This window comes from Pedobacter hiemivivus, from assembly GCF_005144565.1.
GTDB classification, from domain to species: Bacteria; Bacteroidota; Bacteroidia; order Sphingobacteriales; family Sphingobacteriaceae; genus Pedobacter; species Pedobacter hiemivivus.
On sequence record NZ_SWDX01000012.1, the window covers coordinates 14,398 to 31,291 of the forward strand.

Annotated in this window: 9 protein-coding genes; 4 read left to right on the plus strand and 5 right to left on the minus strand. The window is 39.2% G+C overall.

Features of this window, described 5'->3' with window-relative positions; genetic code table 11:
* Window positions 1–55: 55 nt before the first annotated feature.
* Window positions 56–1,090, minus strand: a complete 1,035-nt coding sequence (locus FBD94_RS22535; RefSeq protein WP_136881887.1) for a quinone-dependent dihydroorotate dehydrogenase — start codon at window positions 1,088–1,090, stop codon at window positions 56–58.
* A gap of 157 nt (window positions 1,091–1,247) precedes the next feature.
* Here FBD94_RS22535 and FBD94_RS22540 point away from each other — a divergent pair, with 157 nt between their 5' ends.
* Genes FBD94_RS22540 through FBD94_RS22555 form a run of 4 tightly spaced genes read left to right on the plus strand, consistent with a single transcriptional unit; the run spans window position 1,248 to window position 6,225 of the window.
* Complete coding sequence (locus FBD94_RS22540; RefSeq protein ID WP_136881888.1) at window positions 1,248–3,161, plus strand: ABC-F family ATP-binding cassette domain-containing protein; 1,914 nt, start codon at window positions 1,248–1,250, stop codon at window positions 3,159–3,161.
* Window positions 3,162–4,430 (plus strand): type IX secretion system plug protein, encoded by a 1,269-nt coding sequence (locus tag FBD94_RS22545; RefSeq protein ID WP_136881889.1) that lies wholly within the window; start codon window positions 3,162–3,164, stop codon window positions 4,428–4,430. It abuts the gene before it with no gap.
* Window positions 4,431–4,488: 58 nt separating this feature from the next.
* A complete protein-coding gene (locus tag FBD94_RS22550) occupies window positions 4,489–5,010 on the plus strand; it encodes an acyl-CoA thioesterase (RefSeq protein WP_131608905.1) in 522 nt (173 codons plus the stop codon).
* Between the two features lie 18 nt (window positions 5,011–5,028).
* Window positions 5,029–6,225: a cation:proton antiporter gene (locus tag FBD94_RS22555; RefSeq protein WP_136881890.1), complete on the plus strand. Its 1,197-nt coding sequence runs from the start codon at window positions 5,029–5,031 to the stop codon at window positions 6,223–6,225.
* On the opposite strand, the gene FBD94_RS22560 is transcribed toward FBD94_RS22555, so the two are convergent.
* From FBD94_RS22560 to FBD94_RS22575, 4 genes are all read right to left on the minus strand, one after another.
* Window positions 6,222–6,626: an EVE domain-containing protein gene (locus tag FBD94_RS22560; protein ID WP_131608909.1), complete on the minus strand. Its 405-nt coding sequence runs from the start codon at window positions 6,624–6,626 to the stop codon at window positions 6,222–6,224. The two genes, FBD94_RS22555 and FBD94_RS22560, sit on opposite strands and share 4 nt — an antisense overlap.
* A gap of 152 nt (window positions 6,627–6,778) precedes the next feature.
* On the minus strand, window positions 6,779–8,824 hold the full coding sequence (locus FBD94_RS22565; protein WP_136881891.1) for a RagB/SusD family nutrient uptake outer membrane protein: 2,046 nt from the start codon (window positions 8,822–8,824) through the stop codon (window positions 6,779–6,781).
* Between the two features lie 62 nt (window positions 8,825–8,886).
* Window positions 8,887–12,210: a SusC/RagA family TonB-linked outer membrane protein gene (locus FBD94_RS22570; RefSeq protein ID WP_136881892.1), complete on the minus strand. Its 3,324-nt coding sequence runs from the start codon at window positions 12,208–12,210 to the stop codon at window positions 8,887–8,889.
* Between the two features lie 248 nt (window positions 12,211–12,458).
* On the minus strand, window positions 12,459–16,814 hold the full coding sequence (locus FBD94_RS22575; RefSeq protein ID WP_169472387.1) for a hybrid sensor histidine kinase/response regulator transcription factor: 4,356 nt from the start codon (window positions 16,812–16,814) through the stop codon (window positions 12,459–12,461).
* Window positions 16,815–16,894: the final 80 nt, after the last annotated feature.

Consider the following 16,894-nt stretch of genomic DNA (forward strand, 5'->3'; position numbering starts at 1 on the left):
CAGGATGACGAGTGACCAATGACGACCGACTAAAAGACCGTTTTAGTAGAGTTGGTTATTTCTTAACCAACTCGTTACAAATCCTTTTAACGATACCGGGGCCTTCATAAATAAAACCCGTATACAACTGCACTAAAGATGCACCTGCATCTAATTTATCCTGCGCATCTTTCGGAGAATGAATCCCCCCTACTCCTATAATAGGAAATGCCCTATTCGATTTATCTGATAGATACTTAATCACCTCGGTAGAGCGCACAGTTAAGGGCTTGCCACTTAAACCACCTGCCTCAGTACTGATCTTTTCAGGCGTTTTTAACCCCGTCTTATCAATAGTTGTATTGGTCGCAATAACACCAGCAATTCCGGTCTGTATTACAATTTCCACAATATCATCCAATTGCTCATTGGTTAAATCTGGAGCAATCTTTAACAGTATAGGTCGTGAGATATCATTTTTCTTATTCCGTTGCTGCAAGGTGTTTAAAAGATGCATTAACGGCTCCTTTTCCTGCAACTCCCTTAATCCAGGTGTATTTGGCGAACTCACATTGACTACAAAATAATCAACCACATCAAACAGGCGATCGAAACATTTAATGTAATCATTTACGGCATCCTCATTCGGTGTATTTTTATTTTTACCGATGTTACCACCTACTACAATATCGCTATGCTTACTTTTTAACAGCCTTAACCTTTCCGCAAGCGTATCTACACCTTTATTGTTGAAGCCCATCCTATTGATCAGGGCACTATCTTCTTCCAAACGGAACATCCTTGGCTTATCATTACCAGGCTGTGGCAAAGGAGTTACTGTACCCACTTCTATAAAACCGAAGCCCAGATTACTTAGAGCCTCAATGTATTCCCCATTTTTATCAAAGCCAGCTGCTAGTCCTACAGGGTTTTTAAATTTAATTCCAAAAACCTCACGTTCTAAACCTTTAATGTTGACATCAAAGCTGCTGCGCAAAATGGTTTTTCCCAATGGGAAATGATCGTGAAACCATTTCAACCTTCTAACAACAAAATAATGAACTTTCTCGGGGTCGAACTGGAAAAATATAGGCTTAATTAACTGATACATGGCGCGAAGATAAGCAACGTTTTGATGTATCACAAAAGTACAGCTTCCGCGTTTTTGTATAATATTTCATAACTATGGCAAAAAAACAGCAAAATTCTGTCATTGCGGCTGCTAAATTCCCTCAAAACTGGCCGTAAAGTTGTACTTTTGCAGCCAAATGATTTCTATAAACGACTTAACATTCCTGCTGGGCTCTAGGGCATTATACGATGAAGCAGACTGGCACATTAGACCAGGAGAGAGAATTGGACTTATTGGTGCCAATGGAACGGGAAAATCTACCTTACTAAAAATAATTGTTGGCGAATACTCACCTTCTTCGGGTTCGATTTCTATGTCGAAAGACTTGAAAATCGGTTACCTGAACCAGGATTTACTTTCTTACGATTCACACCATAGTATTTTACATGTGGCCATGGAGGCTTTTGAGCGCCAAAACCAATTACATGATGAGATTGAAGAACTATTAAAAAAAATTGAAACAGATTATTCTGAAGAAGTATTAAATAAACTGAGCGATAAGCAACAGGAGTTTGAGGCTTTAGATGGATATAGTATCGAATATAGAGCAAATGAGATTTTGGCAGGTTTGGGTTTTAGCACCGCAGACCAACACCGCCCGCTAAACACCTTTTCTGGAGGTTGGCGGATGCGCGTAATGCTTGCAAAAATCCTTTTACAAACCCCAGATATCCTATTGCTGGATGAGCCTACCAACCACATGGATTTACCTTCCATTAAATGGTTAGAGACTTACCTGCTTAGTTTTGAAGGTGCCATTGTAATCGTTTCTCACGATAGGTACTTTTTAGATAAAGTGGTAAATAAAATTGTAGAGTCTCGTAAAGGAAAATTAACGCCATATGCGGGTAACTATACCTTCTATTTAGAGGAAAAAGCTTTACGAGGTGAAATCCAAAAAGGAGAGTTTAAAAACCAACAGGCTAAGATTAAGCAGGAAGAAAAGTTAATTGAGCGTTTCAGGGCCAAGGCATCAAAAGCTAAAATGGCACAATCAAGGATAAAGGCCTTAGATAAACTGGAACGCGTAGAAGATGTGGATGACGATAACCCAACGGTGAACTTCCAATTTAAGTTCTCTAAACCATCAGGCCGCCACGTGATCCGTGTTGAAGAAGCGAACAAAAGTTATCCTAACATTGAAATTCTGAGAAATGCTGATGGTTTGATCGAAAAAGGCGACAAAATTGCTTTGATTGGTGCCAATGGTAAAGGTAAATCCACCTTACTAAGGATTATAGCCGGTGCTGAAGGGTTTGATGGAAAATGTGAAATTGGTCACAATGTAACGACCACCTTCTTTGCACAACATCAATTGGAGTCACTTCACCTTGAAAATACCATTTTAGAAGAGCTACAGGCTTTTGCACCTAAGCATACTGACACAGAGCTTCGTGGTATTTTGGGTTGTTTCCTTTTTACAGGTGATGACGTTTTCAAAAAGATCAAAGTGCTTTCTGGAGGTGAAAAATCAAGGGTTGCCTTGGCTAAGTCATTAACGACAGACTCAAACTTCCTGATTCTGGATGAGCCTACCAACCACTTGGACATACAATCTGTAAATATCCTGATTCAGGCTTTAACACAATATGAAGGTACTTTTATAGCGGTATCTCACGATAGGTATTTCCTGGATAACGTGGCCAATAAAATCTGGTTTATCGAAGATAAAGACATTAAGGAATATCCTGGCACTTATGCGGAATATGAAGAATGGAATGCAAAAAGAGTACAACCAGTTCCAACGAGTATCCCAGTAAAACAGGAGAAAGAAGTAAAGCCTAAGGTTGAAGAAAAAGCAGCTCCAAATGCTCAGCAACAGCTTAAAAAGTTAAATGATCAATTGCAAAAATTAGAGCAGGAAATTGCTGCTTTTGAACATAGCGTAAAAACCATTGAAGCAAAAATTGCGGATGAGGATGTTTACTCAAATTCTGGTAAATTAGCTGAAGCGAACGCAGCATACGCTACAGCTAAATTGTTGTTGGATACTGCTCAGAAAAACTGGGAAGATCTAGCTTCACAAATCATGGAATTAGAAAGCAAATAAATGATAAAACGGATAGGATTGTTCTTTTTACTAGTATGCAGCATTCAAATTGCAAGGGCACAAAACCAGCAGTTTGTTTACGACAATAAAGTGTACCTGCCACAGATTAAAACGGTGCAGTGTTACAATACTAAAAAAGAACAATCCATCCCAATCCTGACTTTGAAATCAAATGAGCAGCTTAGCTTCTCCTTTGATGACCTGAATGGAAGCAGCAAGATCTACTGGTACACGGTAGAGCATTGCACATCGGAATGGAAATCTTCAGGGATCTCTCCTATCGATTACCTGGATGGCATATCTGAAGACAGAATAAACGATTACAAGTATTCTTTCAACGCGCTTCAAAAATACACACATTACCAACTTTCCCTACCCAATTACCAGATTAAGCCTAAAATTTCGGGCAACTATTTATTAAAGGTATATGAGGATGGCAACCAACAAAAGCCCGTAATCTCTCAGCGTTTTTATGTGGTAGAAAACCTGGTTGATGTAGGTTTAGAAGTTGTGGCAAGCTCGCAGGTTCCCCTACGTTTTAGCAACCAGAAGGTTAATTTTACGATCTTCCATAAAACGCCAATACAAAATCCATACACTAACCTGAAGGCCATAGTGATGCAAAACGGCATTCCTCAAACTGCCATTTTAAACACTAAGCCAACTTTTATCAAACCGGGTTCATTGGTCTACAATGACCTGTTGGCGAACGATTTCCCTGCTGGGAATCAATTTAGAAAGTTCGACATCCGTAGCTTGCGCTTTAAGGCGGAGAATGTTCAGGAGATTGTTAGAGACAAAATTTTTGAGGTGATATTGTTTCAGGATGTCAATACCAATAAACCAAAATACACCAATCTTGTTGATGAGAATGGTAACTTTTTTATTCGCAATACAGAAGGCAGGGATAACAATACCGATGCCGATTATGCCAATATTTACTTTACGCTAAATGCAACGCCACCTAATGCCAATGGTGATGCTTATGTGGTCGGTCGCTTTAATAATTACGTATTGGATGAAAGCAGTAAAATGACTTTTGAGCCTTCTAAAAAACGGTTTTACGGGAAAAACTTATTAAAACAGGGCCTTTACGACTACAAGTACATTTGGCTTGACAAGGCGACCGGCAAAATTGATCAGGCTATTTTTGAAGGCTCCTATTTTGAAACAACCAATACTTACCAGGTATTTGCTTACTACAAAAAACCAGGTGCAAGATGGGAAGAGCTGATTGGTTACAGCAATATAAATACTTTAAGAAAATAATCCTCTATTCATCCTTCCTGCGGATGTCTATTCAATTTTAATTACTTTTGCAGAAATTATGAGTACAAAAATAAAAAGCCCGAAAGACTCTTTCACCATTATGAATGAGTTGGTATTGCCAAATGATACCAATACCCTTAACAATTTAATGGGAGGCCGATTGCTCCACTGGATGGATATTGCAGCGGCTATTTCTGCTCAGAAACACTGTAATCGAATTGTAGTTACTGCATCGGTTGATAATGTTTCCTTTAAACAGCCTATTAAACTGGGTGATGTAATTACAATTGAAGCTAAAGTAACTCGTGCTTTTAATACATCGGTTGAAGTGAGACTTGATGTATGGGCAGAGAACATCCCATCGGGTACCAGAGCTAAATCTAATGAAGCCTATTATACTTTTGTAGCGGTAGACCAGAGTGGTAGAACTATCCCTGTTCCGGAACTTTTGCCAGAAACGGAGGAAGAAATTGAATTGTTTGCCGGTGCATTAAGAAGGAGACAACTGCGTTTAATACTAGGTGGAAAAATGAAGCCTAATGACGCTATAGAGCTAAAAGCCCTGTTTTTTCCAGAATAATTGCTACTTTAGGAGCTCATGACCACTTACACTACACTCATTATTTTAAGCGGACTGGTTATCTTCTCCTACTTGTTTGACCTGGTTGCCAGCAAAACTAAATTGCCATCTGTCCTGTTACTCTTGCTTTTAGGTATTGGTTTGCGCGTGCTGGTAGACAACCTTCAATTGCATACTTTCAATTTCCTAACCATATTACCTACGCTTGGAACTGTAGGTTTAATTCTAATTGTTTTTGAGGGTTCTTTAGAACTCAAATACGAGCGGGAAAAGAATAAGCTGATAAAGGGAGCCTTTTTATCAGCTTTTTTTATTTTGATCGCTACGGTATCGGTCATCACCTTTATCATCTATCAGATTAGCGGAAAAGACCTTTACATCTGTTTTGCCAATGCCATTCCATTTAGTGTAATCAGCTCGGCAATAGCCATCCCCTCAGCCGCAGCGCTGAGTAAGAAGGGTAAAGAGTATATCATCTACGAATCTTCCTTCTCGGATATTTTAGGGATCATCCTTTTCAACTTTGCCATCACGAACCCGCACATTTCAATATCATCTTTTACAGGCTTAGCAATGACCACCACATTAATTGTAGTGGTATCCGCTGTATCTTGTGTTTTGCTGTTGTATATTATGGGAAAGATATCGCACCATATCAAATTCTTCCTGATCATTTCTATTCTGATCTTGGTGTATGCCATCGGGCAATCCTATCACCTTTCTTCGCTGGTACTGATCCTTTCCTTCGGGTTGTTTTTGAATAATGCCGACACCATTAAACATGTTTGGTTTAGAAGCGTCTTTATTTATAAGAATTTATCAAATGATCTGACTCAATTGTACCAGTTGTCGGCAGAAAGTGCTTTTATCATTCGTACCTTCTTCTTTGTCATCTTCGGCTTTACCATGAACATTTATGAACTGAATGACCAGGTAGTGATTGTGAACGGGCTGATTATGCTGGCTTCTATATTTACCATCAGATTTGTTTACCTAAAGCTCTTCAGGAAAGAAAACAGTGGTGCAGAGGTATTCATTGGTCCGAGAGGACTAATTAGTATTTTGCTATATTTTAACTTGCCACCAGCGCTTAAAATACCCGAAGTAGGCACCTCGTTTTTATTTGTAGTGGTATTAGGCTCTAGCTTGATTATGAGTGTAGGTTTGCTCTTAACAAAGAAATACGTAAGAGCAGAACCTTATTCTTCTATTTAGCTTCCCATTTCCAGGATTTTATCAAATTCTTCTGCTTTTAAGGGCATTACTGATAAGCGGCCTTGTCTAACTAGTGAAACATCTTTCAGGCTTTCTTCGGCTTTGATCTGCTCCAGACTTACTGGATTTTTCAGCGATTCTACAGGGGCTAAATCTACCACTACCCAGTTCGCATCATCAGTTGTTGGGTCTTGATAAAACTCTTTCACCACTTTAGCTACACCCACCACATTTTTGCCTTCGTTGCTATGGTAAAACAGGACTAAATCTCCCTCCTTCATAGCTTTGAGGTTATTGCGTGCCTGATAATTGCGTACGCCATCCCAAAAGGTGCGTCCATCTTGATTGAATTTTTCCCAGCTATATTTAAAAGGTTCAGATTTTACTAACCAATGATTCATCTATTTCTTATTTAAAAGGGTTCTGTTATTTAAAGCCCAAAGCTAACAAATCAGAAAGAATATCGAGGAAAAAATTGGGTGTGTAAAAAGGTACGTTCGTCATCCTGAGTTTATCTCAGGATGGCGAACGTAAAAAAAAGAGCTTATTTTAACTAGTAACCATTGTTTCCAAATTCATCACCATTATTGATTGTATTCAGGAAATTGAAAGGAATAGGTCTGTTATAGTGTTTTGCCGGATTAAAGCTTGCTGCAGCCCTACGGTTGTATAGTGCTAAGCGAGTCTCGAATGCTCTATGACGTTTTAAAAGTGCCCAGCGGTTAAACTCGCCACAAAGCTCTCTGGCATACTCATCAAAAACATCGTTCATCGTTGCTGTAGATAACATCATTCCCGTTCCAGCATTAAAATCCGCAGGATTACGACAAGCACGTTTACGCAGCTCATTTAAATATCCTGCAGCAACACCTGCACTTCCACCAGATTTAAGCGTAGCTTCAGCGGCAAGCAAATAAACTTCAGCCATACGCATCACCATAATATTACCTAGTTTTTGCTGGAAGTTACCACCCAGCCATCCACCATCGAAATTGTGGTTAAACTTACTTAAAGCAGGAAAAAGATTTGCCATAGTTAATGGGGTCAATCCATTACCTGTAGGATCTTTGTATTTGGCACCCGTTGGATCTGAAGGATCAAAAAGGTCGTTGATATTCACCACTGCATATTTGCGAAGTGCTTTATCTGCAGGGCTTAGCTGATCCTTACTTAAAAATGCGAAAAACCTGTCTTCATCTACATCCAGTGGATATGGATGCACATTGGCATTTGCCACAGTAACTAAAGCAGAAGTTGCTCCTGTAGTTACACCTTTCGGCCATACTTTAGAGATGTATTGCCAGGTCGCATTCGGTGAAGCATTTTTGGCATCAACATCCGCATACGGATAGATTTTTTGACCAATAAATGCGGGATTAATGCCATACTTGGTACACATTGCAGCATTAAGCGTAACTGTAGCGTCAGCATAAGTTACGTTTGCAGGACTTGGTGGGGTTGCATTACTTGTTTTTGCCTGAACACCCGAATAGTTTGTAAATGCAGTCACAAATGAATTTTCCCAACGCTTATCATAAGTTGCATTAAAGCAATTGATCAGGTATTTTGTAGGCGCAATAAACGACTGGTTCAGACGTCCGTAATAAGCATTAGATGTATTTGACCCTGCTGCTCTCCTGAAAAGATCTGTACCTGCACCGAATGCATTGTCGAGCGATGGATAATAATGCAAATAAAGATTGGGCTTATTATTGCCTGTAAACACATCGTATGACGCGTTATAAGGATTTAACCCATATGCAGTAAATAAAACTTCAGCATTATTTCTATTGTTAGCAGCAGCAAACACCTGGGCAAAATCGGCATACATGGTAGCACCATATGCTCCTTTATTTAGAATCAGATCTTCAGCAACTTCTTTTGCCCTCAGCCAGTAACTTTTTGTTCCCTCCATTAATCCTTCGCCACCTCCTTGCGCATATGCCCGGGCAAGTAAACCAAGCGCAGATTTTTTGGTTACGCGTTGAAGGTTGCCCTGGTAAGGTGTCACTGGCAAATTCTGGGCACCGGTTGTTAAGTCGGAAATAATTTGAGTATAAACGTCAGCAACGCTATTCCGCACAGGAGTCAGGTTTACAGGACCAGCAGTTGTGATCAATGGAATATTACCAAATTGAGCAACCAGTACAGAATAATAATAAGCCCTCATTACCTGTGCTTCTGCTACAAGGGTTTTAATATCCGTAGCATTTCCGTCTTTTATCAGCGGAGCCAACTCTATAGTTTTATTACAATCTTTAATTGAACCCCAGGCATAATCCCAGGTGTTGGTTACCAGATTAAAATTATTGGTAAATTCTTCATAAGCCATCACCTGTCTGTTACTTACAGAATTCGTAGGCGATGTCCATAAATCTGTTCCAACTTCAGAAACGATCCCGTATGGCATACTGATCAATGTACCCCAAAGCCCTGTATAAATATTAGACTGAAATGATCTAAAACCGTTAAAATCTCTGAGCACTTCTTCTTCCGCCAGCGCATTAGGATTATATTCGTCTAACTTACATGATGGCACGCTCAATATCATCAATAAGCCTAATCCACATGTACAAAATATTTTCTTTATATTTTTCATCTCTATTTTTTTATTTGTTTCAGCTACTGAACAGGTGTTCCTCGCTATTTTATTTTCCAGGATTAAAATGATACATTCAAACCAAACACAAGCTGTTTAGTCAATGGGTAATCCATCTCCCCATTCATTTCCGGATCGTAGTCTTTCAACAGATGGCTTTTTGTAATCACCAATGGATTGGTCAGGGTGCTGTAAAAACGCACTTTACGCATAGCTATCTTTTTTGCAATATTTTCAGGCAATGTATACCCCAGTGTGATGTTTTTGATTTTAAAGAATGAACCGTCTACATAATTCAGTCCTGAAAATCCGGTCATAGTTGAAGGAGACGCAAGAATATTCATTACAGGAAAATCATTAGATGGGTTTTCTGGTGTCCAGTAATTAAAGTCAGCGAGAAAAGTTCTTGGCGGACTGGCAACAGTTGCCAATGCACTGGGATTATACCATCCCAACATCACATAGTTGATTGTTTGTCCCCAACGTAAATAAGAATAAATACCCAGATCAAAATTTTTGTATTTAAAATTGTTTTGGAAACCCAATGAAAAATCAGGCGAATTATGTCCTATAGTCTGAAAGTCATTGGTATTATTGTAATTGTAGAGAGAAGATGGGGCAGTTAATGCAGAATTAAATCTTTGCGCATCGGCCAGATTAGTATAATAATACTGGCTCGTGCCTTCCCTCCTAAATACCCCATCAGCCAGTTTAACAATTCCAGGTGTATTTACTTTTAAGTCTCCCGGGCGTCTTCCAAATGCACCTGCATCTGCTTCCTCGCCTATTTGCCAGATTCCATCAATTTTAAAATTTCTAAATGAAGCAATTGGCTCTCCAATGGTCAGTGTATAATTTCCAGCTGTCCGATTCTCTCCTGCCGTTACGTTATTTGTAATGTTATTGGCAAGACCATTTGTTATTTTTAAAATTTTCTCATTATTACGAGCAAAAGCAATAGAAGAGGTCCATTCAAAATTCTTGCTTACGATATTACGTGTATTCATGGTGACTTCAAAACCTTTGTTGTTGGTTTTCGCAATATTCATATAGGTTTGATAAGGTGTACTACCACTGATGGCTGCTCCGGTAGTGATAGGGGCGTTTACAGCATAAATTACCCCGTCAGTATTCGTATTGTAATAATCTAAGGCCATATCAATACGATTGTTAAATAAGCCCAGATCCAGGCCAAGGTTTAAAGTTTTAGACTTCTCCCATCTCAGGTCTGGATTGGTAAGAATACGCGAACTACGGTAAATAGGAACCATCTCCCCACCTAATGACATATTAGTTTGATCAACGAAATTAGCAGAAGAGTTAGGGGGTATAAAGGAAGTTCCCGCAACACCCCATGTAGCACGAACTTTAAGGTTATTGATATATTTCTTTGTACCCGCCATAAAGTTTTCATCAGAAATTCTCCAGCCAGCAGACACTGCGGGGAAAGTATCCCACTGATTGGTTTCATATAATACCGAAGATCCATCTCTGCGTACTGAAGCCGAAAAAAGATACTTACCTTTATAAGCATAATTGATACGCCCCATCAAACCGAAGGTTTTCTTCATATCATAACTTGATATGGAAGTGGTGTTCACATCGCCACTAAACCTGTACCATTTAAATTTGTTGTTGGCAATATTGGTTTGATTCATCTCGGTCCTTGTATTCTGGACGTGGATATAAGATGTAACACCGGTAAATGTAAAGTCATGATCTTTTCCAAGCAGGTAGTTATAGGTCAACACATTTTCCCACTGATATTCCTGATAACGATTTTGATTAATCCTTGCTCTGGCCGTATTTGCGTTTATATAGGTATAATTTACAGAACCCACCCCATCAAAACGATAGGTATTTAAATAATCCATACGTACGCCCGCACGGCTTAAAATAGTTAGCCCCTTTAATGGTCTGATTTCAATGTATGGATTAAAAAACACTTTTGTATTGTTATCTACGTTTCCATAAACTCCAGGCTGATAGTCGAGTAAAAGGTTGTACACGTTACTTCCCAGATCAGGGTTTATAGACCCATCAGTTTTATAAGGCTGTACCAGGGGATCAGTAACAATAGCATTTTCCAGTTTGTCCTGGGCTTTATTTCTATTCACATACGAGGCCTGAAGGTTGGCTCCTATAGAAAGCCAGCTTCTAATTTTATGATCCAGACGCATGCTTGTAGAATAGAGCTTGTAGTCATCTCCAATATACTGGCCTTTCTCATCATTTAAGTTAAATGAAACGTAAGCTTTTGTAACATCGGTACCTCCAGAAGCAGCTAAACTATAGTTCTGCAAAGCAGCGTTTTCTCTCATGAAAATATCTGCCCAATTCACAAAATTGCCCTGGTTGAACAAATTATATCTAGCAGTCCCAAAAATTGCTTCATCGTTTGCAGGTGATTGCCATAGCGGTGGACCAGCTTGAGGAAATCCATTTGCTGCAGCAACTGCAGTTGTCACCCACTTTCTGGTTGCACCATCGAAGTTATATTTATAGGCCTCTCTTTTCGCCTCCAGATACTGGTCCCTGCTCAGTGCTTCCGGAACAACCGACCAACCATTATACCCATAATAAGAGTTGAAATCGATATTTATTTTTCCTGCCTTTCCACCTTTTGTGGTAATGATGATTACACCGTTTGCTCCTGATGCACCGTATACAGCCGTTGAAGCTGCATCTTTCAATACATCGATAGATTCAATATCATAGGGATTTAAAGTAGCATAATCACCCGGCAAACCATTGATGATAAATAAAGGTGTACTATTGGCATTAAACGATCTGTTTCCGCGCAACTGTAAGTTAACACCTTCTCCGGCTTGTCCTGATGAACGACTAATATCCAAACCTGCAACCCTTCCCTGTAACGATTCCATAGGATTCGGCCCAGGTCTGGCTGTAATTTGTTCAGGTTTTACTGACACCACAGACCCGGTAAGGTCACGTTTTTTGACAGTACCGTAACCAATAACCACAACATCATCCAGTTCGTCAATCGCTTCCATTAGGACTACCCGCATATTGTTCGATGCGACAACTTCTACAGTTTTAAAACCAACTGCACTAAATATCAATACACTGTTTTGATTTTCCAGATCGATGCTAAATTCACCTTTATTATTGGTAGCAGCAGCCCTGATTGTATTCTTGACTTTAATACTTACACCAGGCAGGGGGGCGCCTTTACCGTCTACAACTGTCCCTTTGACGTTTATTGATTTTTGCACAAAAAAAACAGCGCTGTTAAGTTTAGCAACTGTAGAGTTTTCTGTTGCGAAAGAAGAGAATGGTAAAATTGCCACGGCCAGTAGCAACTTAATACCTGACAGTGCTCTCCAATGGCATTTCTTGAGTAGTGTTTTTTGCATAGTTTTCATCAATAATTGGTTAAAGATTTGGTTTATAAATCGCAAAATTCAACACCTTATCAACCAGAAGAAAAAACACTTGATATGTAAATTTATGAACGATACATTCATAAGTAATACCCTGAGAAATGTTTATACTTGGTTATTAGGTCCCGAATAAAGCGGTATCTATGATAACAAACTTACATAATACAGCCTATGGGAAGGTTCAAATTTGTTCGAAAATGGTTCATTTTTATTCGAAGTCCTTCAAAATCTCAGGAATGGGTCAAATGTTTCACGTACTGGGTGGGTGAAGTGTTATATTTCTCTTTAAAGCAGGTGCTAAAGTATTTTGGATTGTTAAACCCAACTTCAAAAGCCACCATCGATATCCTTTCTTCACCTGCGTCAAATAATTGTTTGGCTCTAGCCAAACGCATATCCCTTACAAAATCAACAGCAGTTACTCCTGCTAAGCTCCTAAACTTACTATAGAAAGCAGTACGACCCATCGCTACCTGATCTGCCAAGGCTTCAATGGTAAAATCTGGATTGGCCATATTTTCTTCCACAATCTTAATTACATTTTTAAGGAAGATTTCATCCTTGGAAGTAATTACAACCTGACCAGGTAAAAGATCAACAACCTTGTCTTTAATCTGGCTAAACATTTTCCGTCGCTGTTTGATCAGGCTCTGCATGGCAGTAATCAGCATTTCTTTATTAAATGGTTTGGTAAAATAATGATCAGCCCCATACCGCAATCCCTCTAACTTGCTTTCGATTGATGCCCTTGCACTGAGCAGTACAATCGGAATATGGCTGGTACGTTGATCGTTTTTGAGTTTATCCAACATTTCAATCCCATCCATTACAGGCATCATCACGTCACTAAGAATTAAATCTGGAAGAATTTTAGTCGCTGTTGTAAAACCTGCCAAACCATCATTTTCGCAAATTACGGTAAAATTCGCACCGAGTTCTTTGGTTAGGAAAGCGCGCAGTTCATAACTATCTTCGACAAGCAACAACACGGGGTACAACGACGAATCAGTCATCAGCTCTTCGGTATATAGCGAATTTAAATCCGCAGCCGGTACAGCTGTCTCCTGCGCTTTCCATCCGATATCATTCGTTACATTTTCTAAAACATTTCCCTTTAATGGCAAGATTACTTCTACGGTTAAACCTCCATGTTCATTGTTATTAGCGGCAACAGTTCCATTGTGCAATTCGGCAATTTCTTTCACCAGCGCAAGGCCAATACCGATTCCCTTAATGGCATTGGTTTCCTTTCTATTGTCAATGTGATAAAGCACGAAAACCTCTTCTAGCTGATCAGGTGGCAAGCCAATTCCACGATCGCTAATTGCGATGCTAAAATTATGATGATTGTCTACTTTTATAAATATCTCTATTAAGCCTCCTTCATTAGAAAATTTATAGGCATTAGCGAGTAAATTATACACCATCACATCTACTTTTTCAGGATCAATCTGTACATAAAGTTCATCAAACTCACATTGTATCGCAAAACTGATGTTTTTTTCAGTGTCCGCGCCTTTGAAGTAATCCGGAAACTTTCTGATGAAACCTATCAATTCAACGATCTGGTAATGGAGCTCCCCTTTCCCACTCTGAATCTTCCTAAGATCCAGCCATTGATCCATAAATCGTGTTAACCGACCCGCGTTTCTATGGATCATCTGTATGTACTGACTCCCTTTTACGGAGAGTTGTTCAGTCTCCATGATTGCTTTTATAGGATTTAAGATCAACGTTAATGGTGTTCGCAATTCATGAGAAACCTGTGTAAAGAAGTCTACCTTAAGTGCCGCCACCTCACGTTCAATGGCAACACTTTGTCGCAAGCGTAGTATCGTTCGTATAATTCTAAAAATAACTATTATAGCGCCAGACAGTAAGATTGCATAAAATAGGTAGGCCCACCACGTCCGCCAAAATGGAGGTTGCACATTGATTTCCAGCTCTTTCGTAGTTTCATTTAAATAGTAATCATTTTTCAAGTTTTTAACTTCAAAAATGTATTCACCCGGTGGTAAATTGGTATAAGTAGCACGATGCTGATTACCGCTAAAATGCCAGTTATTATCAAATCCCTTAAGTCTGTAAAGCAGCTGACGCTTTAATCCATCCCGAAAATCAAGCATACCAAAACCAATGCTAATGGTATTCTGATCATATTTAAGCTGTAGTTTATCTACTTTGTCAATTCCTACCTGAAGTACTGATCCAACATCGCCTACATTAACGGACTGATTATTTATCAAAAGGTTATGGAAGATAATCCTACTACTTCTCTGCTTTTCGTTCAGATTTAAGGGATCAAACTTTAAAAATCCTTTTTCCGTTCCAAATGTGATTTCGCCATTGGGCGATGCAGTCACTGTTCCCTCAGAAAATGTGGCTACGAACACACCATCTTCTTCGCGATAATTACGAAAAGTTCCTTTTGTTGGGTCAAATCTAGAAAGCCCCGTTTGTGTAGCGAGCCAAATCTTACCATTTTTATCTTGTTGCGCACTTAATACATAATTACTTAGCAGTCCGGCGGTCGAATTATAGTTTTTAAACTTTATACTTTTTAATGGGTCGGCATAATTTGCTTTACACAATCCGCCACCAGAAGTGGATAGCCACATTTCCTCCTTTCCATCATAAAAAATATGCTGTACATCATTGGCACCAAGGCTATTTGGATCAGTCTCTTTATTTACGTAAAACTTAACTTTTTGTGGAACATCGGAGATACCATTCGGCCGAAGAATCATTAATCCATTTGTCGTTCCAACCCAAAGATTATGATCAGCATCAGCAGTAATACTCCTGATTTTACAGAATTCCGCCGTTTCCTTCATATGCTGACCAACATGAACGAAAGCCGTGATTCCATTTTCTTCTGTGGCTAAATCCAGGCCTCTTTCAAAAGTGCCCAACCAAACCCGGTTACTTTGATCTTCAAACAATGCAACTATTTTATTGCTGCCTAAACTATTCTTATCGGATGGATTATGTTCAAAATGACTTAAGCGATAGGATGTTCCTTCGGTAGAGATAGGATCTGCTTTGAATAATCCCTGTCCCTTCGTCCCAATCCAGATTGTTCCTTTGTGATCTTCAAGTATTGCATATATCGATCCTAAACCATTTTTCGGCAGGTTTTCAATGGGATTAGGTTGTAAACCTCCATTTTTATATAAAAAAATGCGCCCTTTTTTTGTCCCCATCCAGGTACGACCAAAATGATCAGTGGTAATCCCCCTAACCTGGTTAGCTAAACGATTTGAATTTTCAGTAACTAATTGTGGGCTAAAATCAGAATTTGGTGGAGTAATTTCAACGATTCCTTTGTGAGTTGCAAGCCATATTACACCAAATCGATCATATAGGCAATTATTAACCATATCTGGAAACATACCATTCACACTTTCTCCTTCGGCAAGATAGGCACCAGAAATCACCATTTTGGGCTCATCAAAATAGCCAAATCCGCCACCTTTCATATTTACCCATATGCGCCCTAAATCATCCTCAAAAATATTATACTTTTGCAAGCCATTATTGATTCCGTCTGCTCTATTTTGAAACCAATTGAATTTACCTGTACCTGGCACATATCTGATCACCCCTCTTTTACTAGATTCTATCCATAAATTACCAGATCGATCTTCGAAAATCGTGGAAGCATTTATTTTTTCGTCGATTCTTGTATCGTTTACGAGTTCTGCCTTATCGTTAACAGTTAAGAGCGATCCCTTATTAGTTGTACAAAAAAGCAAGGCATTCTTTTTCGATTTCTTCAACCCTACAATAGCATCAGTTGTTATTTTCTTAACCAGTACATTATGACTTATTTTGTTGATGGTTACCAGATGACCGCTTAAGGTTGCGAGGTAAATAGACGATTCGTCCTCTGAGAAGCTGGTAAAATTTAATGATGACAATAGTTGGTTGGTAAGGCGAATTCGTCCATACCTCCCATTTTCATTTGTTTTTACACCATAAACTCCACGATGGGTACCTAGCCAAATTTGATTGTGCTGATCTGAAAAAATAAAGCGAACGCTATCTGAACCTATTTTACCGCCAGCTTTTGCCTTAGTATTGAAAGGAACCGCCCGGAGCTTATCATGCTTAGTCGAAATGATATACCCCCCCATTCCCCGCATAGTTATGCCAACAAGACCTGGACGCAGGTAATAAATTTCAGTTGCCTGTATATTGCTTTCCCCTAAATTAAGCTCCTTCAAAGAGGAAAATTTCTCGCTCTTTTTGACGAAACAGTATATACGTTTGTCCAATCCCTTTAACCAAAGGTTGCCTTCTCCATCATCAATGATGCGCTCTATACGACTGGTTCTTACGGCCGCAGCGATATCACCCGGACCATATTTAAAAGAACTGAAATTTCTACCATCAAATCTATTGATTCCGCCCCATCCACCAATCCAAATATAACCATCCTGATCCTGCACAATGACATTGGTACGATCATGAGACAAGCCATCTTCACTGGTATACCTGGTTACCTTACAATTGATCTGAGCCTGTGACAGAGGTGTCCAACCGAAAATAATTAGTGTAAATAAAATAACACGTAAGAGGCACATGACTATTAAGTTATGCAGCTGAATATACAGGATATTTCGAGAGTTTAATTCCAAAAGTCTTATAAAATCTTTTTTTGAGC

Coding starts and splice junctions, on each gene's coding strand:
- FBD94_RS22545 (WP_136881889.1), top strand. CDS start 3,162: ATGATAAAACGGATAGGATTGTTCTTTTTACTAGTATGCAGCATTCAA.
- FBD94_RS22565 (WP_136881891.1), bottom strand. CDS start 8,824: ATGAAAAATATAAAGAAAATATTTTGTACATGTGGATTAGGCTTATTG.
- FBD94_RS22535 (WP_136881887.1), bottom strand. CDS start 1,090: ATGTATCAGTTAATTAAGCCTATATTTTTCCAGTTCGACCCCGAGAAA.
- FBD94_RS22550 (WP_131608905.1), top strand. CDS start 4,489: ATGAGTACAAAAATAAAAAGCCCGAAAGACTCTTTCACCATTATGAAT.
- FBD94_RS22560 (WP_131608909.1), bottom strand. CDS start 6,626: ATGAATCATTGGTTAGTAAAATCTGAACCTTTTAAATATAGCTGGGAA.
- FBD94_RS22575 (WP_169472387.1), bottom strand. CDS start 16,814: ATGTGCCTCTTACGTGTTATTTTATTTACACTAATTATTTTCGGTTGG.
- FBD94_RS22555 (WP_136881890.1), top strand. CDS start 5,029: ATGACCACTTACACTACACTCATTATTTTAAGCGGACTGGTTATCTTC.
- FBD94_RS22540 (WP_136881888.1), top strand. CDS start 1,248: ATGATTTCTATAAACGACTTAACATTCCTGCTGGGCTCTAGGGCATTA.
- FBD94_RS22570 (WP_136881892.1), bottom strand. CDS start 12,210: ATGAAAACTATGCAAAAAACACTACTCAAGAAATGCCATTGGAGAGCA.